General features: G+C 33.6%; 15 protein-coding genes. All 15 read left to right on the forward strand.

Features of this window, described 5'->3' with window-relative positions; all coding sequences use genetic code 11:
- Positions 1-270: 270 nt before the first annotated feature.
- The 15 genes from PGC35_RS14090 (at position 271) to PGC35_RS14160 (ending at position 17,522) form a co-directional block, all read left to right on the forward strand.
- Entirely contained in the window at positions 271-1,818 is a 1,548-nt protein-coding gene (locus PGC35_RS14090; protein WP_375219601.1) for a type I restriction-modification system subunit M, read from the forward strand.
- Complete coding sequence (locus PGC35_RS14095; protein ID WP_375219602.1) at positions 1,815-2,948, forward strand: restriction endonuclease subunit S; 1,134 nt, start codon at positions 1,815-1,817, stop codon at positions 2,946-2,948. The genes PGC35_RS14090 and PGC35_RS14095 overlap by 4 nt, the downstream gene beginning before the upstream one ends.
- Position 2,949: 1 nt before the next feature.
- Positions 2,950-4,056, forward strand: coding sequence for an anticodon nuclease (locus PGC35_RS14100; RefSeq protein ID WP_375219603.1), 1,107 nt, complete (start codon positions 2,950-2,952; stop codon positions 4,054-4,056).
- Positions 4,057-4,058: 2 nt separating this feature from the next.
- The gene (locus PGC35_RS14105; RefSeq protein WP_375219604.1) at positions 4,059-7,157 is read left to right on the forward strand and encodes an HsdR family type I site-specific deoxyribonuclease; all 3,099 of its coding nucleotides are present in this window, start codon (positions 4,059-4,061) and stop codon (positions 7,155-7,157) included.
- A gap of 32 nt (positions 7,158-7,189) precedes the next feature.
- Positions 7,190-7,408, forward strand: coding sequence for a YdbC family protein (locus PGC35_RS14110; RefSeq protein WP_036177518.1), 219 nt, complete (start codon positions 7,190-7,192; stop codon positions 7,406-7,408).
- A 114-nt stretch (positions 7,409-7,522) separates the two neighbouring features.
- Positions 7,523-10,753, forward strand: coding sequence for a hypothetical protein (locus PGC35_RS14115; RefSeq protein WP_375219605.1), 3,231 nt, complete (start codon positions 7,523-7,525; stop codon positions 10,751-10,753).
- Between the two features lie 76 nt (positions 10,754-10,829).
- The gene (locus PGC35_RS14120; protein ID WP_375219606.1) at positions 10,830-11,024 is read left to right on the forward strand and encodes a hypothetical protein; all 195 of its coding nucleotides are present in this window, start codon (positions 10,830-10,832) and stop codon (positions 11,022-11,024) included.
- 33 nt (positions 11,025-11,057) lie between these two features.
- Positions 11,058-12,800, forward strand: a complete 1,743-nt coding sequence (locus PGC35_RS14125) for a DUF3987 domain-containing protein (RefSeq protein ID WP_375219607.1) — start codon at positions 11,058-11,060, stop codon at positions 12,798-12,800.
- Between the two features lie 252 nt (positions 12,801-13,052).
- The gene (locus PGC35_RS14130) at positions 13,053-13,247 is read left to right on the forward strand and encodes a hypothetical protein (RefSeq protein ID WP_375219608.1); all 195 of its coding nucleotides are present in this window, start codon (positions 13,053-13,055) and stop codon (positions 13,245-13,247) included.
- Between the two features lie 37 nt (positions 13,248-13,284).
- Positions 13,285-14,541, forward strand: a complete 1,257-nt coding sequence (locus PGC35_RS14135; RefSeq protein ID WP_375219609.1) for a DNA modification methylase — start codon at positions 13,285-13,287, stop codon at positions 14,539-14,541.
- A gap of 68 nt (positions 14,542-14,609) precedes the next feature.
- Positions 14,610-15,359 (forward strand): hypothetical protein, encoded by a 750-nt coding sequence (locus PGC35_RS14140; RefSeq protein ID WP_375219610.1) that lies wholly within the window; start codon positions 14,610-14,612, stop codon positions 15,357-15,359.
- A gap of 179 nt (positions 15,360-15,538) precedes the next feature.
- Positions 15,539-15,700, forward strand: coding sequence for a hypothetical protein (locus tag PGC35_RS14145; protein ID WP_375219611.1), 162 nt, complete (start codon positions 15,539-15,541; stop codon positions 15,698-15,700).
- A gap of 114 nt (positions 15,701-15,814) precedes the next feature.
- Positions 15,815-16,240 (forward strand): hypothetical protein, encoded by a 426-nt coding sequence (locus PGC35_RS14150; RefSeq protein WP_375219612.1) that lies wholly within the window; start codon positions 15,815-15,817, stop codon positions 16,238-16,240.
- 19 nt (positions 16,241-16,259) lie between these two features.
- Entirely contained in the window at positions 16,260-16,763 is a 504-nt protein-coding gene (locus PGC35_RS14155) for a hypothetical protein (RefSeq protein WP_375219613.1), read from the forward strand.
- Between the two features lie 57 nt (positions 16,764-16,820).
- Complete coding sequence (locus PGC35_RS14160) at positions 16,821-17,522, forward strand: transposase (RefSeq protein WP_375219614.1); 702 nt, start codon at positions 16,821-16,823, stop codon at positions 17,520-17,522.
- The last annotated feature ends 9 nt before the right edge of the window (positions 17,523-17,531 follow it).

Consider the following 17,531-nt stretch of genomic DNA (forward strand, 5'->3'; position numbering starts at 1 on the left):
AAGATAATGTATAATAGTGTAAACGATCTGTCAATGAAGGATTTCCAGTAGGATTGTGAAATAAGTCAAATTGGACTATTAGGCTGGTATTACGGAGTGATTTTGCATGAAGTTTTATGTCGGTGTAAAGATAGTAATTGGTTTCAATACTTAGGTAGAATAAGTGGCGTAGTGAATATGGCAAGAAACTAAAGGTGGAAGGTAAACTTCAAAACTATTTAGAAGTACTTCTATAAACAATATATATGATGGGAAATTGGAGGAATACAGATGTCAAGTACAACACAACGTGCTGAATTACAATCTCAAATCTGGAAAATAGCCAACGATGTCCGTGGCTCAGTAGATGGATGGGATTTTAAACAATATGTTTTAGGAACGCTTTTTTATCGATTTATAAGCGAGAACTTTTCTAGTTATATTGAAGCGGGAGACGAAAGCGTCAATTATGCAGACCTTCCTGATGATATTATAACGAAAGAAATCAAAGAGGATGCCATTAAAACAAAAGGATATTTCATATATCCGAGTCAGCTATTTGCTAATATTGCGAAAACCGCCAACACAAATGAAAGCTTGAATACAGATTTAGCTGCCATATTTTCCGCAATAGAAAGTTCAGCAAATGGTTATCCATCTGAACTAGATATTAAAGGATTATTTGCCGATTTTGACACGACTAGCAATAGATTGGGAAATACAGTGAAAGATAAAAACAGTCGTTTAGCTGCTGTCATTAAAGGCGTTGAAGGGCTTAATTTTGGTGGTTTTGAAGATAGTCAAATTGACCTTTTTGGTGATGCCTATGAGTTTTTAATCTCTAATTATGCTGCCAATGCTGGTAAATCTGGAGGAGAATTCTTCACACCGCAGAGTGTGTCTAAGCTTATTGCTCAATTAGCCATACACAAGCAAACGACCATTAATAAGATATATGACCCTGCAGCCGGTTCAGGTTCATTGCTATTACAAGCAAAGAAACAGTTTGATGCTCATATTATCGAAGATGGTTTTTATGGACAGGAGATTAACCATACTACTTATAACCTTGCTCGTATGAATATGTTTTTACACAACATAAATTACGATAAATTTAATATTGCTTTAGGAGATACGCTTCGAGATCCTTACTTTGGTGACGAAAAACCTTTCGATGCTATTGTATCTAATCCACCTTATTCCGTAAATTGGATTGGTAGTGATGACCCAACACTTATTAATGATGAAAGATTTGCTCCAGCAGGCGTATTAGCCCCAAAATCTAAAGCCGATTTTGCCTTTGTACTTCATACGCTTAGTTACCTTTCAAGTAAAGGTCGTGCAGCTATTGTTTGTTTCCCTGGTATTTTTTACCGTGGCGGTGCAGAGCAAAAAATTAGAAAGTATCTGATTGATAATAACTTTGTTGAAACCGTTATTTCATTAGCACCTAACCTTTTTTATGGGACTTCTATTGCGGTTAATATCTTGATTCTTTCTAAGCATAAAACCGATAATAAAACTCAATTTATTGATGCGAGTGGCGTAGATTTCTATAAAAAAGAAACCAATAATAACATACTTACAGATGAACATATTGAGCAAATTGTAAAATTGTTTGACAGTAAAGTAGATTTTGACCATGTTGCAAAATCTGTTGATTATGATGAAATCGTTGAAAAAGATTATAACCTATCTGTGAGCTCCTATGTGGAAGCCAAAGACACAAGGGAAGTCATTGATATAAATGAGTTGAATGCAGAGATAAAAACGACTGAAGCAAAGATAGACCAACTTCGTGCTGAAATTGATGACATTATTGAGGTGATTGAATCATGATTAAGCCGAATTATATGGATAAATTGCTTGATGGGGTTGAGGTTGAGTGGAAGCCTTTAGGGGAAGTTGTAAAAATAAGGAATGGTAAGGATTGGAAAAAACTAAGTATTGGTAATATACCTGTTTATGGGTCAGGTGGAGTTATGGCTTATGTAGATAAATTTGCTTATGATAAACCTACTGTTCTAATTCCAAGAAAAGGTTCGATTACAAATATATTTTATGTTGAAAATCCCATTTGGAATGTTGATACGATTTATTACACAGAAATTGACACCAATCAACTTACACCTAAATTTTTCTACTATTACATGAAAACTATTGATTTAATGAAATTAGATACAGGTTCTGGCAGACCTAGCCTTACTCAGGCTATTTTGAACAAAATACCAATACCTATCCCACCTCTAAAAGTACAAGAGGAAATAGTCCGTATATTGGACAGCTTCACAGAGCTTACAGCAGAGCTTACAGCAGAGCTTACAGCTCGTAAAAAGCAATATACCTATTACCGTGATAAGTTGTTGACTTTTGAAGAGGGCGAGGTTGAGTGGAAGACTCTTAATAACATTGTTGAATTTAGAAATGGGAAAGGTCATGAGAAAGTTATTGTTGATGACGGGAAATATATTGTGGTTAATTCGAAATTTATATCAACAAACGGAAAAGTTAAAAAATATTCTAATGATCAAATTTCACCTTTATTCACTAATGATATCCTTATGGTTATGAGTGATTTACCAAACGGAAGGGCTTTGGCTAAGTGTTATTTAGTTTGCGAAGATGACAGATACACTTTGAATCAACGGATAGGAGCCTTTAAAAACGTAGAGAAAAAAAATGTAAACACAAAATATTTATTTTATGTATTGAATCGAAATAGGCAATTACTTAAATATGATAATGGAGTAGATCAAACTAATTTGAAAAAAGATGATATTCTTAACATCCAAATTCCCATCCCACCACTTGCTGAGCAAGAGCGAATCGTTTCAATCCTAGATCGCTTTGATACCCTAGTTAACGATATTACATCAGGTTTACCTCGTGAAATAGAGTTGCGTCAAAAGCAATATGAACACTACCGTAATATGCTACTTGCGTTTCAGAAAAGTGAGGTAGAAGCTTAGTATGGGGAAAAGTTTAAATCAAATTGCCCAACAGTTAAAAGATAATGATAAAAAAGTTCAATTAATTTATGCCTTTAATGGAAATGGAAAAACAAGACTTTCAAGAGAACTGAAATTGTTAGTTGCACCTAAAGACAATATAGAGACAGACGAAACGGGGTTAGCTAGCAAAAAAATCATTTACTATAATGCTTTTACGGAAGATTTGTTCTATTGGGATAATGATTTAGAAAATGATGTTGATTTAAAACTCAAAATTCATCCCAATTCTTTTACTGAATGGGTACTTAAAGAACAGGGACAAGATCAAAATGTGATTAGTCATTTTCAGAATTATACCGATCGTACATTAACACCTAAGTTCAATTCGGATTTCTCGGAAGTTACATTTTCTTATGAACGGGGAAATGAAGAACCTTCTTCAAACATTAAGATTTCAAAAGGTGAGGAAAGTAGCTTTGTTTGGAGTGTTTTTTATAGCTTACTTAAACAAGTTATTGATGTATTAAATATAGCTGAGCCAAGTGAACGAGAGACAGATAAACTTAATTATTTGGAATATGTGTTTATTGATGATCCTGTAACTTCATTAGATGATAACCATCTGATTCAGCTGGCTGTAGACTTGTCTCATTTGATCAAAAAAAGTGATTCCGGACTAAAGTTTGTTATTACAACTCACAATCCTATTTTTTATAATGTGCTCTATAATGAAATTAATAAAAAGACCTGCTACATGCTAGACCGTCAAGAAGATGGCACTTTCAAATTAGAAGAAAAACCAGGAGACTCAAATAAGAGCTTTTCATATCATTTGCATTTGAAGAAGACGATAGAGGAAGCCATTGAGACCAATCAAGTACAAAAATATCATTTCACTCTTTTAAGAAATCTATATGAAAAAACAGCTAGTTTTCTTGGATTTCCATACTGGTCAGACTTATTACCTGATAACAAACAAACTTATTATAATCGTATTATTCAATTTACAAGCCATTCTACATTAGCTAATGAAAGTGCGGCAGAGCCGTCTCCTCAGGAAAAACAAACAGTAAGGCTATTATTCGATCATTTGATAAATAACTATAGCTTTTGGAAGGAGGCATAAAGATGTGCAACTATAAATCCATTGCAGAATCAAATCACTATATCGTTTTGGATAAGTATACCAAGATAGATCAACAAGGGGTTGGCTATCAAACAGAAGCTGATTTAGAACGAGAGCTCATTCAAGATTTAGTAAATCAAGGTTATGAACATCTACCAAGTTTAACCACTCCTGAAAAAATGCTTGCTAATGTCCGAGTGCAACTACAAAACCTTAATAATGTACAATTTTCAGATGCTGAATGGATTAGATTTTGTGAGCAATATTTAGATAAACCCAGTGATAACCACATTGATAAAACCCATAAAATTCATAACGATTATATTTATGACTTTGTTTTTGATGATGGGCATATTCAAAACATTTATCTAGTAGACAAAAAGAATATTGTCAACAATAAAGTGCAGGTAATTTCCCAATTTGAACAAAAAGGAACGCAAGCCAATAGATATGATGTTACCATTTTAGTCAATGGCTTACCTTTAGTACAAGTAGAGCTTAAAAAGCGTGGAATTGCCATTCGTGAAGCCTTTAATCAGATTCATCGATATAGTAAAGAGAGCTTTAATTCAGAAAACTCTCTGTTTAAATATTTACAGATTTTCGTGATTTCTAATGGGACAGATAGCCGTTATTTTGCTAATACGACTAAACGTGATAAAAACAGTTTTGATTTTACTATGAATTGGGCAAAATCGGATAATACCCTGATAAAAGATTTAAAAGATTTCACGGCTACATTTTTTCAGAAAAATACTTTATTAAATGTTCTACTGAAATATTCCGTTTTTGATGTCAGCGATAACCTGCTGATCATGCGTCCTTATCAAATTGCTGCTACAGAAAGAATTTTATGGAAAATTGAAAGTTCGTACCTAGCTAAAAAATGGAGAACCACTGAAAGCCGCGGATATATTTGGCATACAACTGGTTCTGGGAAAACACTTACGAGTTTTAAAGCAGCTCGTTTGGCTACTGAACTGGATTTTATAGATAAAGTATTTTTTGTGGTAGATAGGAAAGACCTAGATTATCAGACGATGAAAGAGTATCAGCGTTTTTCTCCTGATAGTGTGAATGGTTCAGAAAGTACAGCAGGATTAAAACGTAACATTGAAAAAGATGATAATAAAATTATTGTGACGACCATACAAAAACTAAATAACCTAATCAAAAGTGAAACAGAGTTACCTATATATAATAAACAAGTGGTATTTATTTTTGATGAAGCCCACCGTTCACAATTTGGTGAAGCTCAAAAAAATATCAATAAAAAGTTTAAGAAGTTCTATCAATTTGGATTTACAGGCACTCCTATTTTTCCTGAAAATGCCTTAGGTTCTGAAACGACTGCTTCTGTCTTTGGTCGAGAATTACATTCATATGTAATTACTGATGCCATTAGAGATGAAAAAGTATTAAAGTTCAAAGTAGATTATAATGATGTGCGTCCTAAGTTCAAAACGATTGAAACAGAACAGGACGAGAAAAAGCTATCGGCAGCAGAAAATAAAGAAGCATTACTGCATCCTGAAAGGATTAAAGAAATTTCTCAATATATTCTTAATAATTTTAAGGTAAAAACCCATCGTTTAAATGCGAATGGAAAAGGATTTAACGCCATGTTTGCTGTGAGTAGTGTTGATGCAGCCAAACTCTACTATGAATCATTAAATAACTTACAAAAGGGAAGTAATAGACCCCTTAAGATTGCGACAATTTTCTCTTTTGCTGCTAATGAAGAGCAAAATGCTATAGGTGAAATTCTTGATGAAACTTTTGAACCTTCAGCAATGGATAGTAGTGCAAAAGAGTTTTTAAGTTTAGCCATTAAAGACTATAATGCTATGTTTAAAACCAATTATGGCGTAGATAGTAAAGAATTTCAAAATTATTATCGTGACCTTGCTAAACGAGTAAAAGACAGAGAGATTGATTTGTTGATTGTTGTGGGAATGTTCTTAACTGGTTTTGATGCACCTACATTAAATACTTTATTTGTTGATAAAAATCTTAGGTATCATGGTTTAATGCAAGCTTTTTCGAGAACAAATCGTATTTATGATTCCACCAAAACCTTTGGGAATATTGTTACTTTTAGAGACCTAGAACAAGCAACCATAGACGCCATTACTCTTTTTGGTGATAAAAACACTAAAAATGTGGTTTTGGAAAAAAGTTACAAAGAGTATATGGAAGGATTCACTGATGTTGCAACGGGTGAAGCACGTCGTGGTTATGTAGACGTAGTAAAAGAATTAAAGGAACGTTTCCCTAATGTTGATGAGATTGTTACTGAAAAGGATAAGAAAGAATTTGCTAAACTATTTGGTGAATATTTGCGTATTGAAAACATCCTACAGAACTATGATGAATTTTCAGGTTTAAAAGCTTTACAAACAGTAGATATGACTGACCCCAAAGCTTTAGAAGAATTTAAGTCTACTCACTATGTAACGGATGAAGATATAGCTGTTATGCAAGAGATTCAAGTGTTAGAAGAAAGAGCTATTCAAGATTATCGATCTTCATATAACGATATTCGTGATTGGCTTCGTCGTGAAAAATCTGGAAAAGAAAAAGATAATTCCTCTATTGATTGGGATGATGTTGTATTTGAAGTAGATCTTTTAAAATCCCAAGAGATTAATTTAGATTACATTCTTGAACTTATTTTTGACCATAACAAAAAAGTAAAAGATAAAGCATCCTTGGTTGAAGAAGTTCGTCGCATCATTCGTTCTAGCGTAGGAAACCGTGCGAAAGAAAGCTTAGTCGTCGATTTTATCAACCAAGCTGATTTAGATAGTATTCAAGATAAAGCAAGTATTATTGATGCCTTCTTCTCATTTGCTCAAACTGAGCAAAGACGTGAAGCAGAAGAATTGATTAATACTGAAAAACTTAATGAAGAGGCTGCAAAAAGATATATTTTAAATTCATTAAAAAGAGAATATGCCAGTGAAAATGGAACGGAGCTTAATGAAATCCTTCCTAAAATGAGCCCTCTTAATCCTCAGTATTTAACAAAAAAGCAGAGCGTTTTTCAGAAAATCTCTGCATTTGTAGATAAGTTTAAGGGAGTAGGTGGAAGGATTTAATAAATCTAAAATGGAAAGGACAATGTGGAGAAATGGCAGAAATCAAATTCGAAATCACAAAACAAATCGCAGTTCTATCAGAATCACCAAAGGGATGGACAAAAGAACTCAATCTAATTAGCTGGAACGGACGTGAACCAAAATACGACATTCGTGACTGGGCTCCGAATCATGAAAAGATGGGCAAGGGTGTTACGTTGAGTAATGAAGAGGTAGACAAGTTGATTGAAGCATTACAATCTCTTGACTAAATACAAATATTTGCAATTATACAAATATAATATGCTACTATTAAACTGGAGGGTTTTTACCTTTCAGTTATTTTTTTACTCTTAAACTTACTCTCTTTATGGAGGTCAAAATAGATGAAACAACTGCGACAAATAAAAATGTATAGCTTTAAACGAGACACTATTTTAGATGGTCAAATTAGTTCTGAAAATTTGGATTCATCCATCATTACGTTATCAGATAATTTTTTACTTTTCGCATTAGAGAAGTATTTAAATAGAGAATTTACGAATGGTGACTTAATCACAGAAATAATCAAAGTGATGTTGCCACTGTCTGAAGAAGATGCAAGGAATGAATGGCAAAATGGATTGACGTTTAATGGTGACAAATATTACGCATGGTTTGCAACGACAGGAGGCATGAAAAAAGAGGGTAATGGAAAATGTGAAACGTTCTTTATTCGAGAGGATTGCCGATCATTTGCGGATGAATTAGAAGAAATCATTTCACTTGGCAAGTTTAAAGAAATAGAAGTAAGCAATGAAGAAGTGTGTATCAATAAAGATATATTAAGTCGACTTTCATTAGCTACAAGTAGTGCATACATGGCTGGGGATATGCCTGATTTTATTATATTGCCGCAGCCAACATTTCGGATCGTTAAAGATTATAAGACGGTTGAAAAGTATACAAAACAGATAGAAGAAAAGACAGTAGTTGATTACAAATTGGTCGATGTTCATTTTGATGAGGATGTTGATATGTTTGATGGCGGTGCTATTGCAACTCCAGATGTGTTTTTGCAAATTCAGGAATCATTAAAACTAGATTATCCAGTGGAATTTGCGATCATTCGTGGGTATGGCATCGGCATCAAGGGTATGATTACAAAGTTTGATATTATCGGGTACTTGGATTCCATTTACAAGGAAGATACAGAATATTTTAGAAAATTAAATGGTCAATATCAATTTAAAGATATGTGGAACGAATGGCAGACGGTTACTAATAAGACGGTGCTGTTGAACGAGAGTATGGTCAAATTGGCAAAGTACTATGATGCCGATCAAGACGAGAATATGAGTACATATCAAAATAGACTCAATACGGTGAACGACAAATATAAGGATATTATCAATAAGTTATATGTTACAAAGGTCAATAAACGAGATGAAGACATTGGGGATTATCGCAGAACCAATTATCAATTAATTAATGCACTGGCACTCAGTAAAGCGGATTATATGGAATTGTTAAGAAATGATGTGAAATCCTATCAGAAAATTTTAAAGCCATTTGAAAAATCGAACGAACAAGATAAATGGTTGATTAATATTGATGCAATTCGATTATTCTTCAGAAATCTCGTGAAAAGTGATTTAGAAGATTCGGAAGCGTTACATGATGAAATAGTACATATGAGTCAAAATGTTGTAACGAAATGTGAAGAGTTACTTCATATTTCAGAGGATTTTGTGAAGCTAAAGTATGTGAAAAACAATCTTGCACGTTTAATTGAAAAGAAATCAAGGGAACTGGCAAGCGGTAAATTTACAGTAAAAGCGAAATATCAATATATTGCAGTATGTCCAATCTCTTATTTGAACTTTGCCATGACACGTGACCAAGGTGAGGAAGGATTGCAAGCTGGTCAATTCTACAGTGCGGATTGCAATAATGGTGACATTCGGACAATTAGTAGAAATCCATTGTGTGCATATTCGGAAGTACATAATGTTACATTTGTTAGAAGTGAGAAGCTGGATAAATGGCTGAGTCCTTGCCGTGAACTCATTTATTTTAATCAACAATCAGATATACTGGCTCTTATGTCATCAGCGGATACGGATGGCGATGCGTGTACAGTGATTGATAATGAGATTATTCGGAATGCAGTCGTTGTTCCGCAAGATGGTAAGTATTTTATCAATCAAGATGATGGGCATAAAGAGATGATGCAATATAATGCTGAAAATCGATTTTTAGCAACCTATCGTGCGAGTGGTAACTTAATTGGAAAGATTAGTTTGAAGGCTGCAAGTATTAATTCAGATAGTCAGAGAACGCTAGATTACTATGATGTAGCAAAAGGGGAATTTACCCTTTTTAATGAAATCGATATCGAAGACAAGGAAGAAAGAAAAGCGTTTATCCAAGAAAAGATAGATAGTGGCGAATGGCTTACAACATATAAAGCAAGTGAACAGCATAGAGCGTATATCAAGCAACGATTCTATGAAAATGAAAAAGATATATACACAGTCCTCTATAATGCAATGGTTAGTATTGATGCACCTAAGACGCTTTATTTTCCAAGTGATGACGATATGCAAATAATCAATGAAAAGTATAATCGGAAGGCTTGGTTTTTGCAGTATCGAGAGAATAAAGAAAATGTTGTTAGTCATCAATATGAATATACTTTTGGGTTGTTGGACTCAGTATCCAAATGGGTAAAGATTAAATTATTAGATGAAATTAATGCGATTCAAACTAAATTCGATAACCGATCTAGTCTTATTCAAGAAAAGTTGGTAAATGGAGATTACAATCTTGAACATTACAACGAATGTTTAGCAGAAGTTGAAAGTTTATATTTGGGGTACTCCAAAGAAAGACAAGATGTCAGAAATGAGGCTCAAAGTAAAAGGAGAATATTAGATAAAAATAGTAAGGAAGAACAAGAGAAATTCGGATGGGATCAGTATTTAGAAATGGATTATCAAGCTAGGTTGAGAGAAATTAGAACTGAACAGTTTAAGCAGTTTAAAGAAATTGATGCAAATTATTTTGTTCAATCGCATGAACTGATAGAAAAATATGAAATGCCGACACTTGCGAATGCTATTGGGAATTTGAAAAATTGTACAGAAGATTTTATCATTAACCTCTTTTATCCAGTGTTCGGTTACTTGAATGAAAAATTGCAAAGTAAGCGTTATGTCTATAAAAAAGATCCAAATGGAGACATCGAATTTTTAAGTGAACGCTATATGAAAGTATCTCATGATTTTGCGGACAATACGATTCGGATTAAAAAACAATATCTTGAAGATAAGAAAAATTACAACCTAATTTCTGTGAAAGCAGATATTCGTGCAAGAGTGCTAGATGAAAGCGTCATTGAAATGATCGAAACGGAATTAATAGAAAATAACGAACTAGTATTTGATATTAAAGTAAAAGATGACAAAGTGCTGCTAATGAGAAATGAACAGGATTTATTAGAAGTATTTCCAGATAAACTACAAATAAAGGAGTACAACTTGCTTAATTGTAGTAGGTTAAAAGTTGAATTAATGCCTAGGATAGCATCAACTCGGAGAAGTATAACTTTAACCATTACTGAAATCACTATATAGTCGTGGCTCTTCCAGAGCCACTTTTGCGAAAGAGTATATACTTTTTCAAAATTACTATTATAGGAGGTCAGTATAAGTGAACAATCAAACAATCGTTATTACCCAATCAAGAATGGCAGGATGGTTAATGTTTAATCGGTTCCATAAAATTGATGAAAAGGTTGATTTGAAGGATGGTAATCGTAAAATTTACATCTTCAAAGATTCTGCAGATTTGAGAGAAGTAATGGCAAAATATAACGAGTTTAAAGATTTAATAGTATTGAATTAATTGAAGTTCATAATGAAAGGAGATCAGTACACTATGAGTGAAACAAAGGATGATCGTTCCCAAATTATATATTCACGCAAGGATGGGAAAAAATATACTGTTGACTGGCAGAATAAAGAATATTTATTAGAATTCGAGCATCAAGGAAGGTATAGGATGATTCATAACTCAATCCTTGATGATGAATTATATGAGTATTGGAAAGCAGATTTAGCTGCATTGGAAGAGGCAGAAGAAAGATGGATTGAAGAAGAAATTCAACTTCAAAGTGACCCAGACTATCAACAATGGTTAGCGGAACAGTATGAATATTGGTATGAAAATGAAAAGAAGATTTATATGGAATATTCCGAATCAGAAATTCAACATGACGAATTAGATGAGTATGAAAATAATGCTGAAGAGGATAATGATGAATTTGTTCCGATTCTAGATGAAATGGTAGAAATAGATAATGATTTTGATGCAGCGAAAGTAAGTGCATTTCCAATTCAAACATTTCCTCCTGTAATTAGTGATCATATAAAAGAAATCAGTCGAATGTTTAGCATTCCTTATGAATTTTCAGCAGTTCCGACCCTTGTAGCCATCTCAACAGCTATTGGAAATAATGTGACATTAAAGTTTAATGAATCTTTAAATCAAAAAGCTATTCTCTATTGTTGCTTAGTTTCACAATCATCTTCTGGAAAATCTCCTGCACAAAAGTTAGTTCTTGCTCCATTAGTACAAGAACAATCTAAACGAGAAAAGGAATACAAGAAATTGATAGCAGAATTTTTAGCTAATCAAAAGAAAAAAGAATCGGCAGAAGATTTAGAGGAGCCAGTTGAACCAGAAGATTTTATAACTACCAATGTGACAGTTGAAAAAATGGTGGAGATGTTGCAGAAAAATAGTAAGGGTATAATTATCGCTTGTGATGAGTTTATGAACTTCTATAAGAATTTAAATAGCTATAAAAATGGAGGAGGAGATACTGAAACATATCTTTCAATTTGGTCAAATGCTTATATTAAAGCAAATCGATTATCTAGGAAAACTTCAGGGGTCGATAGTCCATACGTAAATATCATTGGAAATTTAACACCATCTTCACTTAATAAATTGGGTGAAAACGACAATCTTGATAATGGTTTTATACATAGATTATTGTTTAGTTGTCCACTTGGTACTGAAATGGTCAGAACATCTGAGAAAGGTATAGATCAAACAGTTTCAGAAAAATATAATCAATTTATAGTTGGTCTACATAGAATGGTTGATGAAAAAACGATTACTATGAGTCCAGGGGCTAAAAATGTCTATCTTCAATATGAGAATTTTGTTTCTAAGAAAGCTGGAAATGATGAAAGGTTACGTTCTTCTTATTCAAAAATCAAAGAATATTCGCTTCGATTTGCCCTTATCTTACATATTTCTGGATTATATTCGGATCATCGTAATATTGATTGTGAAGTATCTAAGGAGACAATGGCAGATGCAATTCGAATTTCAGAATATTTTCGTTCACAAGTGAAAATTTTGTATAATCAATTATCAGGTAATACTTCACCAAATAAAACTGAAAGTAAATTAGAAAAGGCAATAAACTTCTTGAAAAAACAACAGGAAACTAAAATTACGAAACGTGAACTTTGTCGTGGAATTCATATTAAAACAGAAGAAGCTGATGAATCTATTATTCCCGAGTTATTACAGAAAAAAATAATAAAAGTAATAGACAAGAAAAATACTCCAAGAGGAGAATCTGTTACCTATGAAATAGTGAAATAATTAATGTCACGTTGTCACAATGTCACAGGGTTGGATGAAAATGAAAGTATGTCAGAATGGAGGAATGTATATATATCGGTATTTTATATATATATTAATATAATTATTTACCTACATATCTCCCACTCTTAATTAATTCTAGTAAGACATTGTGTCATTGTGACATTAAAATTATTCAATGTTTAAGAGCCACTACATCAGTGGTTCTTTTTTATGCCTAAAATTATTGAACTATAAAGGAGAATAGGAATTATGGAAGATTTTAAAGTAATGTTGGAAGAAGTAAAGGAAATATTAGCACAGGGATATAGAGAGCGTGGAAAGGATGAAATTGCAGCATTCTTTGAACAAGTTGATACAGATGCAGTAATTAAATTTTCGGAACCACTTATTCAAAGGTACTTAGAGCAATTAAATATGACAAATGAGGAATGGGCTTCTCTTTAATGAGAGGCTCTTTTTGTATTATTGAGGAGGTAGAATGATGCAAATAGAAATGCAACATGTTGATGAATTAATTCCTTATGCCAAAAACGCTCGACATAATGACAAGGCAGTGGATAAGGTTGCTTCAAGTATTCAAGAATTTGGTTTCAAGAATCCGATTATTGTGGACGAACACAATGAAATTATCGCAGGACATACAAGGTTGTTAGCGGCAAAGAAACTAGGAATTACGGAAGTACCTACAATAAAAGTAGATGATTTAACACCTGAACAAATAAAAGCATTTCGAATCGCTGACAATAAGACAGCTGAAATTGCTGAGTGGGACTATGAACTATTAGCACAGGAATTAGAAGAGTTAAAATTAGCTGATTATAATCTGGAACTAACAGGCTTTGATTTTTCTGAAGCAGAGGAATTGTTGGATAGCTTGAAGGATGAAAATGATCATGCAGAAGCAGATGACTTTGAGGTTGAACTTCCAGAAAATCCAATTTCACAAAAAGGTGATATATGGTTACTTGGTAAACATCGATTAGTGTGCGGTGACAGTACGAAAGTAGAAGATGTAACAGTATTGATGGACGGAGAAAAAGCAAGCATGGTATTTACCGATCCGCCGTGGAATGTTAATTACGGTGCTATTAAAGAAGGAAATCCTCAAGGGTATAAACCACGAACAATAAAAAATGACTTTATGCCAACAGAAGATTTTAAAGAGTTTATGAATCAGGCTTTTCAAGTTATGAATCAGTTTTCAAAAGAAGGTTGTATGACCTATGTTGTGATGTCTGCTCAAGAATGGGGAAATCTCATGCTTACATTAACAGAGAATGGCTATCATTGGTCATCAACAATCATTTGGAATAAAGACAGTATCGTACTTTCGAGAAAAGATTATCACACAAAGTATGAGCCGATTTGGTATGGATGGAAAGAAGGGCGAGCACGACTACATCCACTTAAGGATAGAAAGCAAGGGGATGTATGGGATATTCCAAGACCAAAAGTATCTGAACTTCATCCAACAATGAAACCAATTCAACTTATCGTACAAGCCATTAAAAATAGCAGCAATATGAACGATATTGTACTCGATCTATTCGGTGGTAGTGGAAGCACACTCATAGCTTGCCAAGAAACCGATCGTGTTTGTAGAACGATGGAATTAGACGAAAAATATGCAGATGTGATTGTGAATAGATACATAGATTATATGGGTGACAACGGGGATGTTTATTTAATTCGTGAAGGTGAAAAAATAGCATATTCGGATTTAACTACTTTGCAATAATTAACTTGCTTTCATCTGTGTTTTGAGTGACTAATGTTAACACAAAACAAACACAGGAGGCAGGTTAAATGGATAGAAAAGAATTAGTAAAAGCGATAGGAGAACATTTCGGTGTAAAGCCTAAATATTTAGGCGCTCCAAATTTTAACTATCAAATTGAAACAGCGCATGAAACTTACATCATTGATCGAGAAGGAAAGATTACAACTTCAGAAGGTAGAAATGTAGAATTTGAAGCATTGTTAAACGGTGAGTTGGAAACGGAGATACAGGAGCCAGTAACAGGAGGAATAACAGGGATTGAAGTAACGGTTCCAATGGATGGGCATACAGCGATATCTCTAAGAAATCTAATCAATACGCTATATAGCAAACAGAACCTTCTAAAGAAAGCGTTAGAATTTGATCGGGATATTGTGAGCGAGGAAATAGTAAAGGTAATAAATGAAATCAAAGCTGGATCAATAAAAGAGTTTGAATCAACAATTGCGAAGTTAGAATGTGAAGGGATAGAAATCAATTTTCAACATAGTACGATTACCTTCAGATGCTTTGGAACAGAGGGAACAACAGAAAATGTGAAAGCCTATACACAACTTGTAGGATTGCTAAATCAATATGTGAAAACGCTAAAATATGCTTCGGCTAAGGTAAAGGATACGGACAACGAAAAATTCACTTTCCGAGTATGGCTCAACAGATTAGGAATGATCGGGGATGAGTACAAGGAAACGAGAAAACTACTATTGCAAAACCTAACAGGCAACTCAGCCTTTCGATATGGCAAACCTGAAAAGGAAACTACTGCTGGGGAGTAACATCCCCCTTTTTCCTTGTCTGTGTGGGCTAACGTTGGGAAGTTGGAATGAAAGTATAGGTGTGCTTATAGAACGTTGTATTGCCGAAACGAGGGCAACTATGGGGGTATTATTCAAGCGGTTGACTTATTCCAAATTCAGAGCGAACATGTGACAAACTTAATAAGGAGTTGGTATACATGGGTAAAGCAAAGATTGAAATGGTCATTCGCTTCCTTAAGGATATGCAGATTGAAAAGGTGTGCGTATTTGGGGAAGAGGATGCAAAGGAACATGTTGAGTTGCTACAAAAGGTGATTGACGATATTGAGATGTTTTATGAAGGTGAGTTAGAAGATTAGTAAGAAGAGAAGGAGTTGAGAAATCAACTTTTTTTTTGTTAAGGGAAAAAAGGGGAAATGTTTGTTTATGTAGAAATTTATATTAATAGGATAAATATGGGGGATTAGATAAATATGCTTACAGAAAATGATGTAATATCAGCTGTATGTAGATATCTTCAGAATATGAATTTTGAAATAAGACAAGCTTTACATACTTCCGAAAAGGGTATAGATATAATTGCAAAAAAAGATGAATTTAGTTTGTTTATTGAAGCGAAAGGAGCGACTAGTGCTTTAAAAACATCAAGTCGATACGGTAAACTATTTAATAAAAGCCAAATTAAAAGTCATGTAGGACAAGCATTATTAGCAGTGATGAAGATTGCAACTGAATACAGTGAAGTAGAAAATGTTAAAATCGGTATCGCATTGCCTGATAATGAAGGTCATAGAGAGCTTATTTCGGAAATCTCGTTTGCTATTGAAAAGTTATGTATTTATATATTTTGGGTGAAGGACTTAAATAATGTGGAGAGTACATTAAGATATAGTAAATAATCATGAGGAGATTTCGATTATGGAGAGTAATATAATAGATTTTTTAAAAGATAAAGGTGTAAAAAATCCTGAAAATCCTAAGGTAGATGATATGATAAAGATCTTTGAAATTTTATCTGAAGGTAAAGACGAATTTAATAAAGATATTTTTAAAGAATACTCTAAAACGGTTAATCCATCAGTGCAATCAGTAATTGATGGTATGAAAAGTTTTGCAAAAGAACATGTTAGTAAAGAATATATAAATTCAATAAACAAAGTAATAGACCAATTAAATAAGGAATATGAAAAAGCGAAAACTGAAGAAGAAAAAGATAAAATATATGATCAGATTGAAAGATTACTTGATAGAATTAAAGCAGAAGCACATGAACAACGAGAATGGATAAAGACATTAGGCAAATATGGACTTGGTGGTGCTGTAATACTAGGCGGTATTGGAATTGCAATTGCTACTCGTAATACAGAAGTGCTAAAAAAGGGTTTACAAGTATTAAATGACAATAAAAATTTAATTAAATAAAAGTAAATTTGAAGCCATGTATTACATTGGCTTTTTTCTTTTGGAGGTGAGGTCAAAATGAGTAAAAATATAAAGCCAACTAAATACGACACCAATGTTGTACATCGATTAAATGAAGTTAAACAATGGATTGAGGATGGTTGGACGGATGAACAAATTTCAAATGAGTTGGATATCAATCCATCAACTTTCTATGATTACCAAAAGAAACATCCAGACTTTGCAAAAGCAACGCAACGTTTAAGCAAATGGGAAACCCATGTGCAACCTAGGTTAAAGGAGATTCAACAGTGGTGTTGTGAAGGACTTACGGATGATGTGATTTGTGAGAAATTAGGCATTGTACCTTCAACTTGGTATAAGTATCAGAATGAACATCCAACCCTTAAAGAGGTTGTAAACTGGGGCAAGTCTGTTATGGATTCCCGCGTGGAAAATTCATTATTAAGGGCAGCACTCGGTTATGAATTTGAAGAAGTAAAAACGATCATCGAGGAAGATAAAAATGGCAAGAAGAAAACGAGGGTGGAGAAAGTAAAAAGGTATCAGCCCCCGAACCCAACAGCTATGATCTTCTGGTTAAAGAATCGGAAGAAGGATGAATGGAACGATCGCAGGGAAGTCATTTTGGATACAAAGCAAAGTGAAGAGGAACGTAAACGCTTGTTCCTTGAGATGATTGAGGAAGATAACGATACGATTGATGCGGAATACATATTAATAGAAGAAAGTGCCGATAGCCAAGCTGATGAAACATAGAGGGTAACT

Origin of the sequence: Psychrobacillus sp. PGGUH221 (assembly GCF_042055255.1) — a bacterium.
Lineage (GTDB): Bacteria > Bacillota > Bacilli > Bacillales_A > Planococcaceae > Psychrobacillus.

What these genes read in the sequence shown, in the direction of transcription:
- PGC35_RS14090 (WP_375219601.1), top strand. Translation starts at nt 271, where the DNA reads ATGTCAAGTACAACACAACGTGCTGAATTACAATCTCAAATCTGGAAA.
- PGC35_RS14095 (WP_375219602.1), top strand. Translation starts at nt 1,815, where the DNA reads ATGATTAAGCCGAATTATATGGATAAATTGCTTGATGGGGTTGAGGTT.
- PGC35_RS14100 (WP_375219603.1), top strand. Translation starts at nt 2,950, where the DNA reads ATGGGGAAAAGTTTAAATCAAATTGCCCAACAGTTAAAAGATAATGAT.
- PGC35_RS14105 (WP_375219604.1), top strand. Translation starts at nt 4,059, where the DNA reads ATGTGCAACTATAAATCCATTGCAGAATCAAATCACTATATCGTTTTG.
- PGC35_RS14110 (WP_036177518.1), top strand. Translation starts at nt 7,190, where the DNA reads ATGGCAGAAATCAAATTCGAAATCACAAAACAAATCGCAGTTCTATCA.
- PGC35_RS14115 (WP_375219605.1), top strand. Translation starts at nt 7,523, where the DNA reads ATGAAACAACTGCGACAAATAAAAATGTATAGCTTTAAACGAGACACT.
- PGC35_RS14125 (WP_375219607.1), top strand. Translation starts at nt 11,058, where the DNA reads ATGAGTGAAACAAAGGATGATCGTTCCCAAATTATATATTCACGCAAG.
- PGC35_RS14130 (WP_375219608.1), top strand. Translation starts at nt 13,053, where the DNA reads ATGGAAGATTTTAAAGTAATGTTGGAAGAAGTAAAGGAAATATTAGCA.
- PGC35_RS14135 (WP_375219609.1), top strand. Translation starts at nt 13,285, where the DNA reads ATGCAAATAGAAATGCAACATGTTGATGAATTAATTCCTTATGCCAAA.
- PGC35_RS14140 (WP_375219610.1), top strand. Translation starts at nt 14,610, where the DNA reads ATGGATAGAAAAGAATTAGTAAAAGCGATAGGAGAACATTTCGGTGTA.
- PGC35_RS14145 (WP_375219611.1), top strand. Translation starts at nt 15,539, where the DNA reads ATGGGTAAAGCAAAGATTGAAATGGTCATTCGCTTCCTTAAGGATATG.
- PGC35_RS14150 (WP_375219612.1), top strand. Translation starts at nt 15,815, where the DNA reads ATGCTTACAGAAAATGATGTAATATCAGCTGTATGTAGATATCTTCAG.
- PGC35_RS14155 (WP_375219613.1), top strand. Translation starts at nt 16,260, where the DNA reads ATGGAGAGTAATATAATAGATTTTTTAAAAGATAAAGGTGTAAAAAAT.
- PGC35_RS14160 (WP_375219614.1), top strand. Translation starts at nt 16,821, where the DNA reads ATGAGTAAAAATATAAAGCCAACTAAATACGACACCAATGTTGTACAT.